The sequence below is a fragment of the Streptomyces sp. NPDC053750 genome (assembly GCF_044544295.1).
In the GTDB taxonomy this organism is placed as follows: domain Bacteria; phylum Actinomycetota; class Actinomycetes; order Streptomycetales; family Streptomycetaceae; genus Streptomyces.
The window spans coordinates 488173-509179 of the sequence record NZ_JBITXB010000001.1 but is presented as its reverse complement, the minus strand read 5'-3'; the positions used below and the strand labels follow the sequence as shown (position 1 = coordinate 509179).

Below are 21007 nucleotides of genomic sequence, written 5' to 3'. Positions count from 1 at the left end.
GCCACGAGGACGGTCACCACCGGCGTGCCGGGGATGATCACCACCCGCCTCACGGGGACGGTCACCACCCGCGTCAAGGGGACGGTCAACACGCGCGTGTCGTCGGGAGGTCGCCGGGCGTTAACCCGGATGTCCGATGCGCGACGAGCCTGGAGCGACCGCAGTGCCCCTATCCCTGCCCCGCCGCCGTCTTCCCCGCGGCCGTCTCCCCCGCGGCCCCCTGTCCCGTCTCGGTCTGCCGACCGGGCGGACCGCCGCACGGCTGCTCGTACTCGGGGTCCTCGCCACCACCTCCGCCGCGCAGGTCGTCGGCGCGCTGCTGCCCAGCGTGCCGCTGCTGCTGGCCGCGACCGCCGGTTCGCTGGCCGCCGAGGGCGTGCTGTACCGGTGGCAGCGGGGCATGGTGTCGCTCTTCGCCAAGTCGCACGCGGACGTCACGGTGCGGCACGTGCTGCGGGACCTGCTGCTCGTGGTGGGCCTGCTGCGCCTCGGCGAGCAGCACCGGGAGACGGTGTACGCCCCGCTCGTCGCCGGACTGCTCGTCTTCTACGGGCTGCACTGGGCGATCCAGGCGGCCTCCGTCCTGGTCCGGCGCACCCGGACGCTGCCCGTGGTGACCCGGAACATCGACGTCTCGGCGCTGCGCCTGTCCCCGGCCCCGCCCTCGCTGCTGCGCCGCCCCGGTCCCCGCCTGGCGGTCTTCGGGCTGCCGGCGACGGCCGGACTGCTGGCCACGGCGGCCACCGACGCGCCGGTGTACGGAGCGGCCGGCCTGGCGCTCTCCCTGACGGTGGGGCTGGCCGGCCTCGGCGCACTGCTGCTGCGGCTGCTGCCGGGGCGCCGGCCCGCGGGCGAGCAGGAGGTGCTCGACTGGTTCGAGCGGTGGCTGGCGGAGTACCGGCCCACCGTCGGCCTGTACTTCTCGGGTGGGGCGTCCTCCGCGTACCAGGCCAACATGTGGCTGGAGCCGCTCGCGCGGCTGGACGGGCGGCCGGTGATCGTGCTGCGGGAGCGGCTCATGGTGCAGCGGATCGCGGCGACCGACATCCCGGTGGTGTGCCTGCCGAAGGTGTCCACGCTGATGCGCCTGGAGCACTCCACGCTCCGGGTCCTGCTGCACCCCTCGAACTCCGGGAAGACCTCGCAGGTCCTGCGCATCCCCACGATCAAGCACGCCTTCGTCAACCACGGGGAGAGCGACAAGCTGTCCTCGTGCAACCCGTACGCGAAGGCGTACGACGAGGTGTGGGTGGCCGGTCCTGCGGCGCGCGAGCGGTACGCGCTGGCCGAGGTGGGCGTCGAGGACCAGGACGTGGTGGAGATCGGCCGTCCGCAGCTGGGCGCGGTACGGCCGTACGCGGGGCCGCCCGCCCCCGGCGCGTACACGACCGTCCTGTACGCGCCGACCTGGGAGGGCTGGGACGGCAACCCCGGGAACACCTCGGTGATCGAGGCCGGCGAGAACCTCGTCCGGGCGCTGCTCGCGGACCCCGGCGTACGACTGCTGTACAAGCCGCATCCGCTGACGGGGTCGGTGGACGCGCGGGCGCGGGCCGCCGATCTGCGCATCCGGGAGCTGGTCCGGGCGGCGAACCGGGAGCGGAGCGGGCCCCGGCCGGACGCGTCGGCCGCGGCCGCGCTGGGCCGGCGGACGGCGGAGCTGGACCGGCTCACGACGGCCGGTTTCCGCTCCGCCGCGGACCAGGCGGAGCGGATGCTGCGCCAGCCGGCGCCGGAGCCGGGGCGGGCCGATGCGGTGGCGCGGGCGACGGCCGCCTGGGAGGAGGCGTACTGGGCCTCGCTGCCCGCCTGGGAGCACCGGGTCGTCACGGACGCCCGGCCGCCGCTCTACGCCTGTTTCAACCGGGCCGACCTGCTGATCAGCGACGTGTCCAGCGTGGTCAGCGACTTCCTGGCGAGCGGCAAGCCCTACGCGGTGGCCAACACCAGCGGACTGCCCGAGGACGTGTTCCGCGCGTCGTTCCCGACGGTGGCGGCGGCGACGGTGCTGACACCGGACGGGGCCGGGGTGCCCGCGCTGCTGGACGCGGTCCGGCATCCGGAGCGGGACGAACTGACCGGGGCGCGCACCGCGTTGGCGCTGCGCCTGCTGGGCCCGGCCGAACCGCAGCCCCAGGAGCGCTTCGCGGCGGCCGTCCGGGACCTGTGCGCGGCGGCCGGGGAGCACCGGGCGCGCCGGGCGGAACGACTGATGTCGCAGACCCCGCTGCCCGTTCCCCGGCAGCACCCGCCCGTACCCCTGCCCACGCCCACCACCGGGGAGTTGCCGGGCCGGTCCCGGGTGCGCTGAGCCCGGGCCGGAGTCCTCAGTCCGCCGTCCGGTTCAGCGGTGCCGGTGGCACCAGCCCTGCCAGGCCGACTCGATCATGTCGTCCAGGCTGTGCCGCGCCGACCAGCCGAGTTCCTCGCGGGCGCGGTCGGCGGAGGCGACGACGCGGGCCGGGTCGCCGGGCCGGCGCTCGGTCACCTCGGGCGCGACGTCCTCCTTGCCGGCGACCTTGAGGATGCGCTCCACCATCTCGCGGACCGAACTGCCCTCACCGCGTCCGATGTTGAGGGTGAGCGCGGTGCCCTCCGGGGCGTCCGTCAGACGCCGGGCCGCCGCGAGGTGGGCGGAGGCGATGTCCTGCACGTGGATGTAGTCCCGTACGCAGGTGCCGTCGGGGGTGGCGTAGTCGGCGCCGAAGACGCGCGGGGCCTCGCCCTGCTCCAGGCGCTCGAAGACCATGGGGATGAGGTTGAAGACACCGGAGTCGGACAGCTCCGGCGCGGCCGCGCCCGCGACGTTGAAGTAGCGCAGCGAGGCGGCGCGGATGCCGTGGGCCCGGGCGGCGGCGTTGATCAGCCACTCGCCGACCAGCTTGGTCTCGCCGTAGGGGCTCATCGGCAGGCAGGGGGTGTCCTCCGTGACGAGGTCCACATCGGGCATGCCGTAGACGGCGGCGGAGGAGGAGAAGACGAGGCGGCCGACGCCGGTCGCCGTCATGGCCTCCAGGAGGGTCTGCAGGCCCGTGACGTTCTCCCGGTAGTAGTGGAGCGGCTGCTCCACCGACTCCCCCACCTGCTTCTTGGCCGCGATGTGCACCACACCTGTCACGGCATGGTCACGAATCGCGCCCTCCAGAAGGCTCTTGTCCAGCACGCTGGCGACCACCAGCGGCACGCCCTCGGGCACGCGGTCGGTGCTGCCGGTGGACAGGTCGTCGTACACGACCACGCGCTCACCGCCGTCGACCAGGGCGCGCACCACATGCGCACCGATGTACCCGGCTCCGCCCGTGACCAGCCAGCTCATCCTCATGCCTCCCAGGTCTTCATCTCTGGGTGCAGACTCGTCCGTGCGCCCGAAAAAATCGAGTCGGACATGTGGGGTGAACGGCGAAAAGCGAATCAGAGGTGGTGAAAACACTCACGGTCCGGGCTCCGTCGGCCCCGCCACCTTGCCCACGGAAACTTCACGTGAATCCTTTACGCTGATCCGGCAGCGCACTTCGAGCCCACCGACACCCGGGCCGCGTGGCAGGCCCCAGCGCTCAGTCCCTGGTCAGTTCTCGGAACAGGTTGTAAGGATGCCCAAGCTCTCTCTCGTCGTTCCCGTGTACAGGGTGCAGGGCTACCTGCACGAGTGTCTGGACTCCATACTCGGACAGGGGTACACGGACTTCGAGGTGATCGCGGTCGACGACTGTTCACCGGACGGGTCAGGGGCCATTCTCGATGAGTATGCGGAACACGACGCCCGAATTCGAGTGATTCACCTCACGGAAAACGTGGGACTGGGCCGCGCGCGAAACGCCGGACTCGAAAAGGCGCAGGGCGACTACGTATTGTTCCTGGACAGTGACGACACGTTGTCCGAGGGTGCGCTGAAGGCGGTGGCCGACCGTCTCGAGGCCACGGGGAATCCGGAGATCCTCGTCTACGACTACGCACGCACCTACTGGAACGAGACGTCCAAGCGCAACCAACGCGCCGACCTCCTCGCTCAGGACGCCGGTCCGGACGTCTTCACCCTCGCCGAGCGCCCCGCCCTGCTCAACCTGCTGCAGATCGTCTGGAACAAGGCCTACCGGCGCGACTTCATCGACCGGGCCGAGCTCACCTTCCCGCCCGGGTACTACGAGGACGCCCCCTGGACGTTCTGCTCCATGATCAGCGCCGAGAGCATCGCCGTGCTGGACCGCGTCTGCGTGCACTACCGCCAGCGCCGCGAGGGCGGCAACATCCTCAAGACGGTCAGCCGCAAGCACTTCGACGTCTTCGACCAGTACGAGCGCGTCTTCGACTATCTCGACGCGCACGACGAACTCGCCCAGTGGCGCGGCCCGGTGTTCCGAAAGATGGTCGACCACTACCTGACCGTCCTGGAGCGTCCGGGCCGGCTGCCGCAGAACGCCCGCGCGGAGTTCTTCCACCGTGCCTCCGCCGACTACCGCGCGCGTCTGCCCCAGGGTTTCCAGCGGCCGTCCGGCGGTCAGGGCCACAAGTACGCGATGCTGGAGCGTGACGCGTACGCGACCCTGACGAGCGCCACGCAGGTGATGCGGCTCCGTCAGAAGGCCAAGAAGGGCGCCCGCCGGACCCTCAACCAGTCCAAGCGCCGCGCGATGGGCGTGTTCTACCAGTCGCAACTGAGGCTGCCGCTCGACGAGAACCTGGCCGTGTTCTCGGCCTACTGGAGCCGCAGCGTCTCCTGCAACCCCGCCGCCATCGACGCCGCCCTGGCCTCGCTCGCGCCGCAGATCCGCCGCGTGTGGGCGATCCGGCCGGAGGCGGTGGACCAGGTACCCGCCGGCGTGGACTACGTCCGCGTGGGCTCGCGGGAGTACTGGGCCGCCGTGGCCCGCGCCAAGTACCTCGTCAACAACGTGAACTTCGGGGACGGCGTGGTGAAGCGGGAGGGTCAGATCCATGTGCAGACCCACCACGGCACCCCGCTGAAGACCATGGGGCTGGATCAGCAGAAGTACCCGGCCTCCACCAACATGGACTTCGGCGCGCTCCTCAAGCGGTGCGACCGCTGGGACTACAGCATCAGCTCCAACCGGTTCTCCACCACGGTGTGGGAGCGCGTGTACCCCGCTTCGTACACGTCCTTGGAGACCGGCTACCCGCGCAACGACGTTCTGGTCAACGCCACCTCCGACGACGTGCGCGCGGCCCGCGAGGCTCTCGGGCTGGCCGAGGGCACGACGGCGCTTCTCTACATGCCGACGCATCGCGAGTACCAGCGCGGGTTCGTGCCGCGCCTCAACCTCGAGCGGCTCGCCGAGCAGCTGGGCCCCGACGTCACCCTGCTGGTGCGCGGCCACTACTTCTACGGGACCTCGTCCCGACTGGCCGAACTGCGGTCCGCCGGACGCATCATGGACGTGTCCGACTACCCTGTGGTCGAACGCCTGTACCTCGCCTCGGACGGCCTGATCACGGACTATTCGTCGGCGATGTTCGACTACGCCAACCTGGACCGCCCCATCGTGATCTTCGCCGACGACTGGGAGACGTACTCCGTCGTACGCGGTACGTACTTCGACGTCCTGCAGGAGCCGCCCGGTGCCGTCGCCACGACGCAGGAGGAACTGACCGAGCTCCTCCGCTCCGGTGAGTGGCGCGCGGAACCGGCGGCCAAGGCGCGGCAACGCTTCCGTCGGCGTTTCTGTGATTTTGACGACGGTCGCGCAGCCGAACGGGTGGTCCGAAGCGTCTTCCTGGGTGAGGACGTCGCGGACCTCCCCTTCGTGCCGTTGGAGGAGAGGGCACCTGCCCCGTCCGCCGGACCGCGCACCGCCGTGTCCGACTCCATTCCCGTCAACTGACCCGAGGTAGCTGCCCCAGTGTCCCAGGACCAGGACATTTCTCCTGACATCAGCGTCGTCGTCATCGTCTACAACGACGCTGACCGTCTTCCGACGGCTGTGCAGTCGGTACTCGATCAGACGTTGAAGAGCGTCGAGGTCGTCATCGCCGACGACCACTCGACCGACAGGTCGTACGAGGTCGCGCAGCGGTTGGCGGAGAGTTCCGACCGAGTGCGGGCCATCCGGCTGGCCGAGAACAGCGGTGGCTGCGGCGAACCGCGCAACCAGGGAGTGGCCGTCGCCCGCGGCCGCTACGTCATGTTCCTCGACAGTGACGACACCCTGGAGCCCAACGCCTGCCGCAACATGCTGGACGCCGCGGAGCGCACCGGAGCCGATCTGGTGTCCGGCCTCTGCCTGCGCGTCCACACGGACAACAGGGCGGGCAAGACCGCCAAGTGGTACCACTGGCTCTACCGGGAGACCCGCACCTTCGACTCGATCGCGGAGATCCCCGACCTGCTGGTCTTCGACACCCTGTCGACGAACAAGTGCTACCGGCGTGAGTTCCTCATCAGCAACAACCTGGTCTTCCCCCGGGGCATCCACTACGAGGACCTGCTGTTCTCGGCCCAGGCGTACCTGGCCGCGTCCCGGATCACGCTCATCCCCAACACGGTCTACCACTGGAACGTGGTCGAGAAGGCCGCCGAGAAGTCGATCAGCAACCGGCGGCACGAGATCAACAACTTCGCCGACCGGCTGGAGATCCACCGCCGGATCGACAGGATCCTGGCCACCGAGAACCACGACGAACTCAAGCTCCACAAGGACCGGAAGTTCCTCAAGCACGACCTCGTCCTCTACCTGCGGGACCTCCCGTTCCTGGACGACGACTACCGGCACCGCTTCGCGGAGATGGCCCGGGGCTACGTCCAGGACTTCCCCGAGGAGGCCTACGAGGGCCTGTCCCCGATCCACCGGCTGTGTGCCTTCCTGCTCCTGCGGGAGGACTGGGACCACCTCATGCCCGCCATCGACACGCTCATCAACAAGACCAAGGTGTCCAGCCCCCTGGTCGAGCGCGACGGCCGGGTCTACTGGTGCGCCGAGCACCTCGACGACCCGCTCGGGCGGCAGGTCCTCGACGTCACCGGGCTCGGCTACCACGACAAGCCCCTCCAGCGGATGTTCCTGCGCAACGCCGTGACCCGGTACGCGGAGGACGCCTCGGGCGTGACGCTCGGAGGAGCCCTGGTCAACCCGCTCGGGTCGATCCCGCCGACGGCGCGGCTGGCCGCCCGGCTGGAGTTCCGCGCCCGCCGCAAGAGCCTGCAGTCGTTCGAGTTCCCCGTGCCCGAGCTCCGGCACGAGGGCGCATCCATCAGCTGGCAGGCCACCGTTCCGCTGGCCGACAAGCTGCGTCCCGTGGGCATCATCGACGACGTCTGGGACGTGCGGATGCATCTCTCGGTCGACGGCGAGCGCACCACCAGCCGGCTCACCGTCGGGCAGGCCGACCTGGAGGGCGCGGGCGAGGTCCGCATACGGCCGCGGCTCGGCCGGATCATGGCCGACCGGCTCCTGCCCCACGCCTCGGCCAACGGGCACCTGGCCTTCCGGCTCGCCCAGCACGGACGGGTCGCCCAGCGCACCTCGGGGCTGGTCCAGCGCAACATGCAGAGCCCTCCCGCCCGGATGGCCAAGAAGATGGTGCGCAAGGTCGTCGCGGTCCGCAAGGACCTCAACTCCGGTCAGCGCAAGCTCGACGCGTACCACCGGATGATCCGGCTGCTTCCCGTCCGCAAGGGAACCGTGGTGTTCGAGAGCCACATGGGCAAGCAGTACAGCGACAGCCCGCGCGCCATCTACGAGGAGCTGCGCAGGCGCGGCACACCCGTCAAGGCGATCTGGTCCTACGCCGGGAAACGGCCCACCGGCTTCCCGGAGGACGTGGAGCTGGTGCAGCGCTGGTCCTGGCAGTACATGAGGGCCCTGGCCCAGGCGGAGTTCTGGATCGACAACCAGGGCTTCCCGCTGAAGCTCGGCAAGCGCCCCGAGACCACCTACATCCAGACGTGGCACGGTTCCGCCCTCAAGCGCATGGGCTTCGACGAGCCGCAGTCCCGGGTCATGTCCGAGCAGGAGCAGCGCTCCTACCAGCAGGCCCTGGACCGCTTCGACCACTTCGTGGTGCGCGGCGAGCACGACGAGCGGACCCTGGCGCGGGCCTACCGGATACCGGAGGAGAAGCTGCTCCGCACGGGCTACCCGCGCAACGACGCCCTGGTGCGGGCCCGGGACGCGGCCACCGCCGACACGGCGGCCGAGGAGCTCGCCGCCCGGCTCGGTATCCGCCGGGACCGGCCGGTGATCCTCTACGCCCCCACGTTCCGCGCCCAGGACAACGGACGGGTACGCAAGTTCGAGTTCCCGTTCGACGTGGAGGAGTTCGCGGACCGTTTCGGGGACAGGTTCACCCTTCTGGTCCGCACGCACTACCTCAACAGCGTCACGCTGCCCCCGTCCGTGGCCGGCCGGGTCGTCAACGTCAGCGCCGAGCCCGACATCACACCGGTGCTCCTCCTCTCCGACGCGCTGGTCACCGACTACTCGTCCGTGATGTTCGACTACTCCCTCCTCCAGCGCCCCATGGTGTTCTACACCTACGACTGGGAGGAGTACGTGGAGAACAGCCGCGGCACGTACTTCGACCTGGCCGAGCAGGCCCCCGGCCCGGTCGTCCGGACGACGGAGGACCTCTTCGACGTGTTGTCGGACCTCGACGCCGTCTCGGCCGGCTACGAGAGCCGCCTCAAGGAATTCATGACGCAGTTCGGCGAGTACGACCGCGGTGACGCCGCAGCCCGGATCGTCGACCGCTTCTTCGGCGCCCAGGGAGAAGCCCGATGACACCACGCGACATCATCTTCGTGGGCAACGAGGTCAACGAGCTCGGCGGCGTGGGCCGCTGGCAGACCCACATGGCCCAGTCACTGGCGGAGCGCGGCCACCGGGTGACCGTCGTGGGCATCGCACCCCCCGACACCCCGATGCCCCTGGGAGACAACCCGCCCTTCAGGACGGTGACGCTGCACGACGTGCGCCCGCCCGGGCGCTGGCAGGCCCGCACCCTGCGGGACCGCGCCAACCTCGCGGCGCGGCGGCGCGAGTCCGCGCGGGAGGCGGACATGCAGGCCGCGGCGGGGCGGCTGTCGCAGATCTTCCGCGCCGCCGCTCCGGGCGCCATGATCATCGTGACGCAGGTCTGGGCCATGGAGTGGGTGTACCTGGCGGACACCGCGGGGCATCCCGTCATCGGCATGAGCCACGAGTCCTACGAGACCTCGCGGAAGTCCTCCCGCTTCCAGCGTGTGCAGAAGTACTACAAGGACGTGGACCGGCTCCTCGTGCTGACCCGGGAAGACGCTGATCTGTGGGTCGGCCGCGGGCTGAACCACGTGGGCTTCATGCCCAACCCGCTGCCCGTCATGCCCGAGGTGCCCTCTCCGCGAACGGAGAAGGTCGTCACGAGCATCGGCCGGCTGGGGCACGCCAAGGGCGTCGACATGCTGCTGGACACCTGGGCCGACACAGCGCCGAAGCACCCCGGGTGGACGCTGCGCATCTACGGTTCCGGTCCGGACGAGGCCATGTTCCGCCGCCAGTGCACGGACCTGGGGCTGGACGGTTCCGTCGAGTGGGCCGGCCAGACCGACGACGTCGTGGGCGCACTGCACGGATCCTCCGTGTTCGTCCAGTCGTCCCGCGGCGAGGGCTTCCCGCTCGCCCTGCTGGAGGCGATGGCCTGTGGCGTTCCCTGTGTGGCCTTCGACTGCGCCCCCGGCGTCCGCGAGATCGTCCGGAACGAGGAGGACGGCCTGCTGGCCCGGCCCGGCAACACCACGGAGCTCGGGCGCCAGCTGGACCGGCTGATGGAGGACTCCGCGTTGCGGGACGCGATGGGCGAGAAGGCGCGCGCCAACGTGCAGCGTTACTCGCCCACCGCCATCACCGACCAGTGGGAGGAACTGTTCGCCTTCCTGGAGCGCTGACGTTCCGGACAGGTGGACGAAGGCGCGGACCGGATGTCGCTCATCCGGTCCGCGCCTTCGCCGTTCACGGTGGTCCCTGCCCACAGGTGGCACCCAGTCAACTGAAAGGAACATACAACCGTTAGCGTTGCTTGCCGGTCATGAAGTAGCGGGCCCTCAACAGCGGTCCCGAACAGCAGGGCTGGAAGGCAGACGCATGAGCCAGACCGAACACCGGGCACCGGCCTCCCCCTCCACGGGGCGGTGGGACAAGGACGCGGACGGCGGAGCACCTCGGGCCTCACCGCCCCGGGCCGCGGCCGAGGCCCCGGTGGCCGAGGCCGGTCCGGTCTCCCGCCGGAACCGGCTCGCCGCGCTGGACGGACTGCGGTTCCTGGCGGCCCTGTCGGTGGTCCTCTTCCACTTCGTCGGCCAGACGCCGGGGTCGATGCAGTTCATCTGGGGCCGCCCGTACCAGGAGCTCTTCCCCGAGGCGCACGCCTACTTCGCCTTCGGCCGGCTCGGTGTCGAACTGTTCTTCCTCATCAGCGGCTTCGTCATCTGCATGAGCGCCTGGGGACGGACTCCGCGGGACTTCTTCATCTCGCGTGTCACGCGGCTGTACCCGATGTACTGGGCGGCCATCGTGTTGTCGGCCTGCGTCATCTACTTCGTCGACACCCCGTTCGGGCACCCCAACCCGCGGATACTCTTCGCGAACTTCACGATGCTGCAGATCCCCCTCGGGGTCGACAGCCTCGACTCCGTGTACTGGACGCTCTGGCCCGAGCTCTGCTTCTACCTCACCTTCTCGGTCGTGGTGTGGAAGGGCCTGACCTACCAGCGCGTGGTCATCTTCTGCGGAGTCTGGACGGTCGCCGCGGTACTGGCGCCCAGCGCGGGCATCCCGTTGCTCACGCTGCTGGTCAATCCGACGTCCGCACCGTTCTTCATCGCGGGCATCGCCTTCTACCTGATGTACCGGTACCGGCCGACGCCGCTGCTGTGGGGCATCGTCGCGATGTCGTGGCTGCTGGCGCTGCACTTCGTGCTGGCCCCGCACGGCGGGCGCAACAACTGGGACACCTGGTCGCCGTGGCGTGGCTGGCTGATCCTGGTGGTCACGGTGTTCTTCCTGCTGATCGCCGCCATCGCCCTCGGCTGGACCAGCCGGATCCGCGGGCGCTGGCTGACCGTCGCGGGCACGCTGACCTTCCCGCTGTACCTGCTGCACGACATCATCGGCGTCACCGTCCTGCACCACTTCGGCGACCGCGCCCACCCCTGGGTGGTGGTCGGGGTGACCACCTGCGGCGTCATCGCGCTGTCGTACGTCGTGCAGCGCTTCGTCGAGCGCCCGGTGGCCCAGGCCGCTCGACGCTGGCTGAGCAGCGCCGCGTTCAGCCTGAAGCCGCCGCCGCGCCGCCCGACCTCGGACCGGTCCTAGAACGGCTCGAAGCCGTCGAACTCCTGCTGTGCCTCGTCCCGTTCGGCGTCCCGGTCCCGGCGGCGCTGGGCGGCCGGGCGGGGGGCCTCGAAGCGGTGGTCCTCGCCGCGGCGGCCGAGCATCTCGGCGCCGGACGTCATGGAAGGCTCCCAGTCGAAGACGACCGCGTTCTCCTCGGGGCCGATGGCCACACCGTCGCCGCCGCGGGCCCCGGCCTTGACCAACTGCTCCTCGACACCGAGTCGGCCCAGCCGGTCGGCCAGGTAGCCGACGGCCTCGTCGTTGTTGAAGTCGGTCTGACGCACCCAGCGCTCGGGCTTCTCGCCGCGCACCCGGAACAGGCCGTCCTCCTCGCGGGTGACGGTGAAGCCGGCGTCGTCCACGGCCTTGGGCCGGATGACGATCCGCGTGGCCTCCTCCTTCGGCCGGGCGGCGCGTGCCCTGGCCACCAGGTCGGCCAGGGCGAACGACAGCTCCTTCAGGCCCGTGTGGGCCACCGCCGACACCTCGAAGACCCGGTAACCGCGCTCTTCCAGGTCCGGGCGGACCATCTCGGCGAGGTCCTTGCCGTCGGGCACGTCGATCTTGTTGAGGACGACGATGCGGGGCCGGTTGCCCAGGCCGCCGTACTCGCGCAGCTCGGCCTCGATGATGTCGAGGTCGGAGACCGGGTCGCGGTCGGACTCCAGCGTCGCCGTGTCCAGGACGTGCACCAGCACGCTGCACCGCTCCACGTGCCGCAGGAACTCCAGGCCGAGGCCCTTGCCCTGGCTGGCGCCGGGGATGAGGCCGGGGACGTCCGCGATGGTGTAGACGTTCGAACCGGCCGTCACCACGCCGAGGTTCGGCACGAGCGTCGTGAAGGGGTAGTCGGCGATCTTCGGCTTGGCCGCGCTCAGCACGGAGATCAGCGAGGACTTGCCGGCGCTCGGGTAGCCGACCAGCGCCACGTCGGCGACGGTCTTCAGCTCCAGGACGATGTCCCCGAGGTCGCCCGGCTCGCCGAGCAGCGCGAAGCCCGGGGCCTTGCGGCGCGCGGACGCGAGGGCCGCGTTGCCGAGGCCGCCCCGGCCGCCCTGCGCGGCGACGTAGGAGGTGCCGTGGCCGACCAGGTCGGCCAGCACGTTGCCCGCCTTGTCGAGGACCACGGTGCCGTCGGGCACGGGCAGGACCAGGTCCTGGCCGTCCTTGCCGGAGCGGTTGCCGCCCTCGCCGGGCTTGCCGTTGGTGGCCTTGCGGTGCGGGGAGTGGTGGTACTCGAGGAGCGTGGTCACCGACTGGTCCACGGTGAGGATCACGTCGCCGCCCCGGCCGCCGTTGCCGCCGTCCGGGCCGCCGAGCGGCTTGAACTTCTCACGGTGGACGGAGGCACAGCCGTGGCCTCCGTTACCCGCGGCGACGTGCAGCTCGACGCGGTCCACGAAGGTGGTCATGGGATGTGCCTCCAGTTACTACTTACTGCGGGAATGTCTCTTGGGTAACACGCGAAAGGCGGACCCGCTTCCCCTGGGGGAAGTGAGGCCCGCCTCGCGAAAGTTTCCGATCAGGCGACCGGAACGATGTTCACGACCTTGCGGCCACGGTGGGTGCCGAACTGCACCGCACCGGCCTGCAGCGCGAACAGCGTGTCGTCGCCACCACGGCCGACGCCGGCGCCCGGGTGGAAGTGGGTGCCACGCTGGCGGACCAGGATCTCACCCGCGTTGACGGCCTGACCGCCGAAGCGCTTCACGCCGAGCCGCTGGGCATTCGAGTCGCGACCGTTCCGGGTGGACGATGCGCCCTTCTTGTGTGCCATGTCTCCTCAGTCCCTTACTTCGCAGCCGCGGGGATCTCAGTGACCTTGATCGCCGTGTACTGCTGGCGGTGGCCCTGACGGCGGCGGTAGCCGGTCTTGTTCTTGTAGCGCAGAATGTCGATCTTCTGGCCCTTGTGGTGGTCCACGACCTCCGCCTGGACCTTGATGCCGGCCAGCACCCACGGGTCGCTGGTCACAGCGTCGCCGTCGACAACGAGCAGGGTCGAGAGCTCGACCGTGTCGCCGACCTTGGCGGTGGAAATCTTGTCAACCTCAACGATGTCGCCGACAGCAACCTTGTGCTGGCGACCACCGCTGCGCACGATGGCGTACACGCGGATCTCACTCTCTCGCTCGGGAACGGCACCCCCGCAGTCCAGCCACCCGGTGACACACGCGAACGGCCTCTCCCGGTCCTGGCCGACACGGCCCGTCCCGGAAGGAAAGAGGTTTACGGGGATGTGACGCGTCAGTCGACACGCCGACGGTCAAGATTACGGGGCCGCACGACAGGGGTCAAACCGGGCCCCGGGCGCCCCGCCGCGGCCTCAGTCGGCGACCTCCGCGACGTACTCGGCGTACGCCTCCTTGACCCGCACCGGCGACAGGTCGAGGTGCTCCAGGATCGTGTACCGGCCCGGCCGGGTCTGCGGAGCGAACTCCACGGCCCGTACGAACTCGTCGTCGTCGAACCCGATCTCCCGCGCCACCACCGGCAGCCCGTGCCGCCGCAGCGTCCCTGCCATCAGCAGCGCGCCGTCGTGGTCGCCGCGCAGATACGTCGCGAAGGCCGCGCCGATGCCGACCTGCTCGCCGTGGCTGGCGGCGCGCCCGGGGTACAGCAGGTCCAGCGCGTGGCTGATCTCGTGGCAGGCACCGGACGACGGCCGCGTGTGCCCGGCGATCGTCATCGCGATGCCGGACATCACCAGGCCCTCGGACAGCACGGTCAGGAACCCGTCGTCACCGCAGCCGCCCGGGTGGCGCAGCACCGCCTCACCGGCCTGCCGGGCCATGGCGGCGGCCAGACCGTCGACCTTCTCCCCCAGGACCCGGTGGGCCAGCTCCCAGTCGGCGACGGCCGAGATGTTGGAGACCGCGTCACCGATCCCGGAGCGCACGAAACGGATCGGCGCCTCACGGATCACCGCGAGGTCGACGACGAGCGCGATGGGCGTCGGCACCCCGTACGAACCACGGCCCGCGTCGTTGTCCAGGATCGACACCGGCGAGCAGATGCCGTCGTGGGAGAGGTTGGTGGCCACCGCGACCATGGGCAGGCCCACGCGCGCCGCGGCGAACTTGGCACAGTCGATGATCTTGCCGCCGCCGAGCCCGACGACCGCGTCGTAGCGGCCCGACTTCATCCCGTCGGCGAGCCGCACCGCGTCGTCGAGGGTGCCGCCGCCGACCTCGAACCAGTCGGCGCCGGGCAGGGACGGCGACAGCCGCCGGCGCAGCCGCGCCCCCGAGCCGTCGCTGATCGCCACGGCGAGCCTTCCGGACTGGGCGATCCGCTGGTCCGCGAGGACGCTCGCCAGGTCGTCGAGTGCCCCCGGCCTGATGTCCACGACGAGCGGTGACGGGATGAGCCTCGTCAGTACCGGCACGTGATCATCTCTCCTCGCGGGGACGGCTGGCGACGACACGACTGTCGAGGATGATGCGCCCGGGGGCGGCCCGGGAAACGTGTGGCCCTGCCCGAACCGAAACCGGTCGGACAGGACCACACGCTGTGCGACATGTTGTGCGACAGGGGCCGGGTCAGCCCTCGTCGGTGGCGGCCGTGACCGAGGACGGTGCCTGCTGGGCGGCCGCCGCGGTCTTCTTCGTCGCCGTCTTCTTGGCCGTGGCCTTCTTGGCGGTCGTCGTCTTGGCCGCCTTCTTGGCCGTGGCCTTCTTCGCGGTCGTCGTCTTCTTGGCCGCGGTCTTCTTGGTGGCGGCCTTCTTCGCCGTCGCCTTCTTGGCCGTCTTGCGGGCCGCCGCCTTCTTGGCCGGGGCCGCTTCCTCGACGGCCTCCGCCTCGGGCGCCGCCTGCTCCCCCGTGTCCTGGGCCGGGGCCGACGGGACGACCGTGACGGCCGCCTCCTCGGACGCGGTGGACGTGGTGGGCTTGCGCACGGCCCGGCGCCGCGGACGGGCCGGGGCGGCGCTCTCGGCGGCCGTACCGGACGGCTCCGGGGTCGCCTCGGCGACGACCGGGGCCGCCTCCTGCGCCGGCTCGGCCTGCGGGGCCGGCTCGGACGGCGCGGCCTCGGGGACCGTCAGCACGGTGGCCTCGCCGCCCGCGGGCGAACCGGCCGGTGCGGACACCTTCCGGGTGGCCCGACGACGGGTACGACCCTTCGGCGCGGCCTCCTCGGCAGCGGCCGGGGCCTCGGCAGCGACCGGCGCCTCCGGGGCGGCCGGGGCCTGCGTGACGACCGGGGCCGGGGCGCCGGAGAGCGCGTCCTCGGCGGCCGCGGGCTCGGCCAGGACCTCGGAGGCCGGCTGCTGCACGATCGGACGCTCGACCTCTTCCGCGACCGTGACGTCCTGCGCGGTCGGCGCCTGAGCAGGAGCCGGGGCCTCGCTCCGGGCGGCCTTCGGGGCGCCCGCCGGGGACGACGCCCGCCGGCTCGTACGACGCCGGCCACGACCGCGCGTGGCGGCGGCCTCGGCCTCGGCGGCGCTGCTGTACAGCTCCTCGTCCGGGGTGAACTCGGGTGCCGGGAGGGCGACCGGCTCGGCCACCTCGGCGGCGACCTCGGCCTCGGACTCGGTGTCCGCCTCCTGCTCCGCCGTCACACCGGTCTCGACGCCGGCCACGGCCTCCAGCTCGTGCTCGTGCGGCTGCTCGGCACCGCCGGCCCGCGCCCGCTTGCGGCGCTTTCCGCCACCGGCGGCGGACGGCTGGTCCAGGTGCACGATGACACCGCGCCCGTTGCAGTGGACGCAGGTCTCCGAGAACGACTCCAGCAGCCCCTGGCCGACCCGCTTGCGGGTCATCTGCACGAGCCCCAGCGAGGTCACCTCGGCGACCTGGTGCTTCGTACGGTCCCGGCCCAGGCACTCCAGCAGGCGCCGCAGCACCAGGTCCCGGTTGGACTCCAGCACCATGTCGATGAAGTCGATGACGATGATGCCGCCGAGGTCGCGCAGCCGCAGCTGGCGCACGATCTCCTCGGCCGCCTCCAGGTTGTTCCTGGTGACCGTCTCCTCGAGGTTGCCGCCCTGGCCGGTGAACTTGCCGGTGTTGACGTCGACGACGACCATCGCCTCGGTCCGGTCGATCACCAGCGAACCGCCGCTGGGCAGCCAGACCTTGCGGTCCAGCGCCTTGGCGAGCTGCTCGTCGATCCGGTAGGTGGCGAAGACGTCGACCTCGGAGGTCCACTTGGACAGCCGGCCGGCGAGGTCCGGGGCCACGTGCGACACGTAGCCGTGGATGGTCTCCCAGGCGTCGCCGCCACTGACGACGACCTTGGAGAAGTCCTCGTTGAAGATGTCGCGCACGACCCGGACGGTCATGTCCGGCTCGCCGTACAGCAGCGAGGGCGCGCTCGAACTGCCGCCGTTCTTCGCCTTCTTCTGGATCTCCTCCCACTGCCCCTGGAGCCGCTCGACGTCGCGGCGCAGCTCGTCCTCGCTCGCGCCCTCGGCGGCGGTGCGCACGATGACGCCCGCGTCCTCGGGGACGATCTTCTTGAGGATGGTCTTCAGGCGGGACCGCTCGGTGTCGGGCAGCTTGCGGCTGATGCCGGTCATCGAGCCCTCGGGCACGTAGACCAGGTAGCGGCCGGGCAGCGAGACCTGGCTGGTCAGGCGGGCGCCCTTGTGGCCGATCGGGTCCTTGGTGACCTGCACGAGGACCGACTGGCCGGACTTCAGGGCGGACTCGATGCGGCGCGGGCCGTTGGCCATGCCCAGCGCCTCGAAGTTGACCTCGCCCGCGTACAGGACGGCGTTGCGGCCCTTGCCGATGTCGATGAAGGCGGCCTCCATCGACGGCAGCACGTTCTGCACCTTGCCGAGGTAGACGTTGCCGACGTACGAGGTGGCCTGCTCCTTGTTGACGTAGTGCTCGACGAGCACCCCGTCCTCCAGCACGCCGATCTGCGTGCGCTCGCCGTGCTGGCGCACGACCATGACGCGCTCGACGGCCTCGCGGCGCGCCAGGAACTCGGCCTCGGTGATGATCGGCACACGTCGGCGGCCCTGCTCCCGGCCTTCCCGGCGGCGCTGCTTCTTCGCCTCGAGACGGGTCGAGCCCTTGATGGACTGCACCTCGTCGGACGGCTCGGCGGCCTTGCGGGGCTCGCGGACCTTGACGACGGTGCGCTCGGGGTCGTCGGCGGACGACTCGGCCTCACCGGAGCTGTCCCCGGCACGACGCCGACGGCGACGGCGACGACGGCTGCTGCTGGAGCCACCGCTCTCGCCCGCGGCCTCCTCGCCCTCCTCGGCGTCCTCCTCGACCTGCTCGGCGGTGTCCTCGGCGTCCTGGGCGGCCTGCTCGGCGGCGACGTGCTCGGTGTCACCGGCCTCGCCCTCACCGGCCTCGCCCGCCTCGCCCTCGGCGGCATCGCCCCGGCGACGGCGACGGCCGCCCCGGCGACGACGACGGCGCGAACCGGAATCCTCGGCGCCCTCGGCGTCCTCCTGGTCCTCGCCCGTCTCGTCGGTGTCGACGTCGGCGTCGGCGTCGGCGTCGGTCTCGGCCTCCGGCTCCTCCTGCACGACGGCGGCGGCTCGCTCCTCGGCGGCCTCCTCGGCGGCGGCACCCCGGCGCTTGCGGCGCCGACGCGACGCGGCGGGCTGCTCCTCCGGGAGCTCCTCGGTCTCCTCGGGCTCCTGCGCCGCCCCGGCGCCGGCCGCCTCGGCGGCTGCCTCGGCCGCGGCCCGCTCCGGCGTCTGGAACTTGGGCTCGGCGAACACGGGCGCCTGGAACACGGCGACCGCGGGACGCGACGGACGCTTGGGGGCGTCCGCCTCGTCGGACGCCGCGGCGGCGGTCTCGGCCGGCGCGGCGAAACCGGTGGCGGCCTTACGGGCGGACCGGCGCCGCGCACGCCGCGGAGCCGCCTCCTCGACGGGCTCCGCGGCCGCCGGCGCGGCCTCGGCCTCGGCGGGCTCGACGTCCGCCGGCGCGGCGGGAGGCGCGACCGTCTCGGCGGCGGCCGGCTCCGCGGGCGAGGTCACACTGCGCGTGGCACGGCGACGGGTACGCCGCGGAGCGGCCTCCTCCGTGACCTTGCCGGCCTCGGCGGGCTCGGCCTCGGCGGGCGCTTCGGCGGCAGGGGCCACCGGGACGACGGTCTCGGCCGCCTCCACCGACGCCGGAGCCCCGGCGGGCGCGGAGGCGCGACGCACCGCGCGGCGCCGCGGCCGGCCCGCGGTCACGGGCTCCGGAGCGGGCGCGGGGGCCTCGGCCGCCTCGACGACGGCCTCACTCGTCTCTTCGGTCTCTTCCGCCTCGTCGGTCGCGGCGGTCGCCTCGGCAGGCGCGACGGTCTCCGCCGGCGTGTCGGAGGCGCCGGAGGGCGGACCCGCCGGGCGGGACGCGGCCCTGCGCCGACGACGCGGCGGCAGGGTGTCGCTGGGGGTGCTCAGCTCGGAGTCCGTCGAAGCCTTGGCGGACGTCGAGGAAGTCGACGACGTCGAAGAATTCGAGGACTCTGTGGGTTCAATCGATTCGGGCATGCGGGGGTTTCTCCCGTCAGGCTCCCGGGCGCCGCGCCTGGTCCGGCATCGATCATGCCGACCGCCGGTGACGTCCGCGGCTCGCGCGATGCGCGGTCGCCGCCGTCCGGGGCGCGGGCGCCGCTCGGGAGCTCTCCGTGTCTTGTCTCGCCGGTTCCGCACCCCTTGTCGGGTACGGCCTGGCGAAAGTCTTGTGGTCGGTGCGCTGCCCGACCCAGGTGGCTCCCGAGTTCGAGGGCGGCGCTACGACGTCCGTCCCTACGCGGAACCTTCCTTACGCCGGCGCCTTCGCGGCGGCAGCAGCACCGGCCGGTTGCGGCTCGGGCGCTTCTGCCTCGCGGTCGGGCGCGAGCGGGTCGGTCACCGCACCGGTCTCTTCATCGAACAGCCCCTGCGCCAGCCTGGTCACCGCTGCGGGGACCGGCGGCGCCAGGTCGGCCACGGCGCTGAGACCGGACAGGACGTCGTCGGGTCGAACGGCAGGCGTCACGTGCCGAACAACCAGCCGCAGTATCGCACAGGGCTGGTCGGTCGGCCTATCAGCCGGTGAACCGGGCACACCGGCACTCTCGAGGCTCGCCACGGCGGAGCGGGCGTCGAAGGTACGCACGCCGTTCTTCGTCCGGCGCTGGACCTCCACGGCCTCGGCCGAGTTGAAGGCCGCCACGGCGCGCTCGGCGTCCGCGGCCTCCACGCCGTCCAGCCGCAGCTCCCACACGGAAGCCGTCAGCCGGTCGGCGAGCCCGGACGTCCGGGCCTCGACCGCCTCGACGATGTCGAGCCCGGCGGGCAGCGACTCGTCGAGGAGCAGCCTGAGCCGCTCCGGGTCACGCGTCTCGGTGAGCGCGATCTCCAGATACTCCGCCTCACTGCCCGTGCCGGTGGGTGCGGCATTGGCATACGACACCTTCGGGTGGGGCGTGAACCCCGCCGAGTACGCCATGGGCACCTCGGCGCGGCGCAGCGCACGCTCGAAGGCGCGCTGGAAGTCACGGTGGCTGGTGAACCGGAGGCGGCCGCGCTTGGTGTAGCGCAGGCGGATGCGCTGCACCGCGGGTACGGGCGGCGGGCCTTCGGGCTGTCGCTTGCCCAGTGTCGTTCAGTCCTTCGTGAGAGCGGTCGTACTGCTACCAAGAGTACGTGCCTCGGCCGCGGATGGTTCCCGCCGGTCCACCGGCCGCCCTCGGACCGGCTCCCCGAACAGCATCCGCCGCACGTCGGCACGGGCCTGCCGGACGGACAGCCGGGCGGAGGCGAGCGCCTGCCGGACGGACAGCCGGGCGGAGGCGAGCGCCTGCCGGGTCGCCCGCCCGACGCTGCGCGCGGCCTCGGCGACGGGCCGCAGGACGGTGTCCCGCACGGCATGCCCCACCGGTGTCAGAACGCTCCGGTACACCCAGCGCGCCGGTTCGGCGACGGTCCACCTCAAGAGCGTGCCGAGGAACCGCCCCACGGCGCGCGAGACATGCCCCGCGACCCGCCAGGCGTGCCCGAGCGCATCCAGCACCTCCCGCCCGACGACGGCGAGCGCCCGGCCGACCGGCGTGAGCACCCACCGCCACAGCGCCTGGGCGGGCAGCACCAGCAGCACCCGGACGATCCAGTACAGAGTCGTGCCGATCCCGGTGACGACCATGCGCAGACACCAGGCCACCCCCTTCCCGCACCAGGCGAGCGCGTGCCCGACCGGAGTGAGCACCCAGGCGTAGAGCCACCCCGCCGGTACGACGACGAGATACCGCGCAAGCCACGCAAGACCGGCGTACAGCCCCCGCCCGACGGCGGCGAGCACCGCGCCCACACCCCTGAAGAACCAGGCGAGCGCCTGCCCGACCGGCGTCAGCACCCACCGGTACAGCCACACCGCCGGTACGACGAGCAGCACGTTGCCGAGCCACGCGACCCCCTTGGCCACCGGCACGACGACATACCGCCACACCTGGACCGGCGGCCACACGAACACGGCCCACCCGAGCCGGGCCAACGCCCGCCCGACGGGGCGCAGCACCGTGTCCCGCAGCACCCGCCCGCAGACGACCAGCGCGTCCCACACCATCCGCACCGGCACGACCAGCACCAGGACGACGATCCGCACCGGAATCCGGACCGCCACGACCAGACATCCCTCGGCGTCCGACCGCTGCGGCGCCTCCGTCTGCGGTTCCCCGGCGGGGGACGCCTTCTCCAGATCCACCATGCCCATAGGGACGCCGCGGCACCCGATTCG

Annotated in this window: 13 protein-coding genes; 5 read left to right on the top strand and 8 right to left on the bottom strand. The window is 71.6% G+C overall.

Features of this window, described 5'->3' with window-relative positions; translation table 11 throughout:
- Positions 1–136: 136 nt before the first annotated feature.
- The gene (locus ACIGO6_RS02155; RefSeq protein WP_399870060.1) at positions 137–2311 is read left to right on the top strand and encodes a hypothetical protein; all 2175 of its coding nucleotides are present in this window, start codon (positions 137–139) and stop codon (positions 2309–2311) included.
- A gap of 33 nt (positions 2312–2344) precedes the next feature.
- On the opposite strand, the gene galE is transcribed toward ACIGO6_RS02155, so the two are convergent.
- Positions 2345–3316 carry a UDP-glucose 4-epimerase GalE gene (galE, locus tag ACIGO6_RS02150; RefSeq protein ID WP_399870058.1) on the bottom strand — a complete coding sequence of 324 codons (972 nt, stop codon included), beginning with the start codon at positions 3314–3316 and terminating at the stop codon, positions 2345–2347.
- Between the two features lie 274 nt (positions 3317–3590).
- On the opposite strand from galE, the gene ACIGO6_RS02145 reads away from it, so the two are divergent.
- From ACIGO6_RS02145 to ACIGO6_RS02130, 4 genes are all read left to right on the top strand, one after another.
- Positions 3591–5837: a CDP-glycerol glycerophosphotransferase family protein gene (locus tag ACIGO6_RS02145; protein WP_399870057.1), complete on the top strand. Its 2247-nt coding sequence runs from the start codon at positions 3591–3593 to the stop codon at positions 5835–5837.
- Positions 5838–5855: 18 nt separating this feature from the next.
- Positions 5856–8732 carry a CDP-glycerol glycerophosphotransferase family protein gene (locus ACIGO6_RS02140; protein ID WP_399870055.1) on the top strand — a complete coding sequence of 959 codons (2877 nt, stop codon included), beginning with the start codon at positions 5856–5858 and terminating at the stop codon, positions 8730–8732.
- Positions 8729–9874 carry a glycosyltransferase gene (locus tag ACIGO6_RS02135; protein ID WP_399870053.1) on the top strand — a complete coding sequence of 382 codons (1146 nt, stop codon included), beginning with the start codon at positions 8729–8731 and terminating at the stop codon, positions 9872–9874. Before ACIGO6_RS02140 ends, ACIGO6_RS02135 begins: the two co-directional genes overlap by 4 nt.
- Positions 9875–10070: 196 nt before the next feature.
- Positions 10071–11300 carry an acyltransferase family protein gene (locus ACIGO6_RS02130; RefSeq protein WP_399870051.1) on the top strand — a complete coding sequence of 410 codons (1230 nt, stop codon included), beginning with the start codon at positions 10071–10073 and terminating at the stop codon, positions 11298–11300.
- Here the strand turns inward: ACIGO6_RS02130 and obgE are convergent.
- From obgE to ACIGO6_RS02095, 7 genes are all read right to left on the bottom strand, one after another.
- Positions 11297–12733, bottom strand: a complete 1437-nt coding sequence (obgE, locus tag ACIGO6_RS02125; protein ID WP_399870050.1) for a GTPase ObgE — start codon at positions 12731–12733, stop codon at positions 11297–11299. The two genes, ACIGO6_RS02130 and obgE, sit on opposite strands and share 4 nt — an antisense overlap.
- Positions 12734–12843: 110 nt before the next feature.
- A complete protein-coding gene (rpmA, locus tag ACIGO6_RS02120; RefSeq protein WP_003976205.1) occupies positions 12844–13098 on the bottom strand; it encodes a 50S ribosomal protein L27 in 255 nt (84 codons plus the stop codon).
- A gap of 14 nt (positions 13099–13112) precedes the next feature.
- Positions 13113–13433, bottom strand: a complete 321-nt coding sequence (gene rplU, locus ACIGO6_RS02115) for a 50S ribosomal protein L21 (protein WP_004931419.1) — start codon at positions 13431–13433, stop codon at positions 13113–13115.
- 213 nt (positions 13434–13646) lie between these two features.
- Positions 13647–14708 carry an iron-containing alcohol dehydrogenase family protein gene (locus tag ACIGO6_RS02110; RefSeq protein WP_399870047.1) on the bottom strand — a complete coding sequence of 354 codons (1062 nt, stop codon included), beginning with the start codon at positions 14706–14708 and terminating at the stop codon, positions 13647–13649.
- 154 nt (positions 14709–14862) lie between these two features.
- Positions 14863–18780, bottom strand: coding sequence for an Rne/Rng family ribonuclease (locus ACIGO6_RS02105; RefSeq protein WP_399870045.1), 3918 nt, complete (start codon positions 18778–18780; stop codon positions 14863–14865).
- A 274-nt stretch (positions 18781–19054) separates the two neighbouring features.
- A complete protein-coding gene (locus ACIGO6_RS02100) occupies positions 19055–19831 on the bottom strand; it encodes a TIGR03936 family radical SAM-associated protein (protein ID WP_399870044.1) in 777 nt (258 codons plus the stop codon).
- 48 nt (positions 19832–19879) lie between these two features.
- Positions 19880–20983 carry a hypothetical protein gene (locus ACIGO6_RS02095; RefSeq protein WP_399870042.1) on the bottom strand — a complete coding sequence of 368 codons (1104 nt, stop codon included), beginning with the start codon at positions 20981–20983 and terminating at the stop codon, positions 19880–19882.
- Positions 20984–21007: the final 24 nt, after the last annotated feature.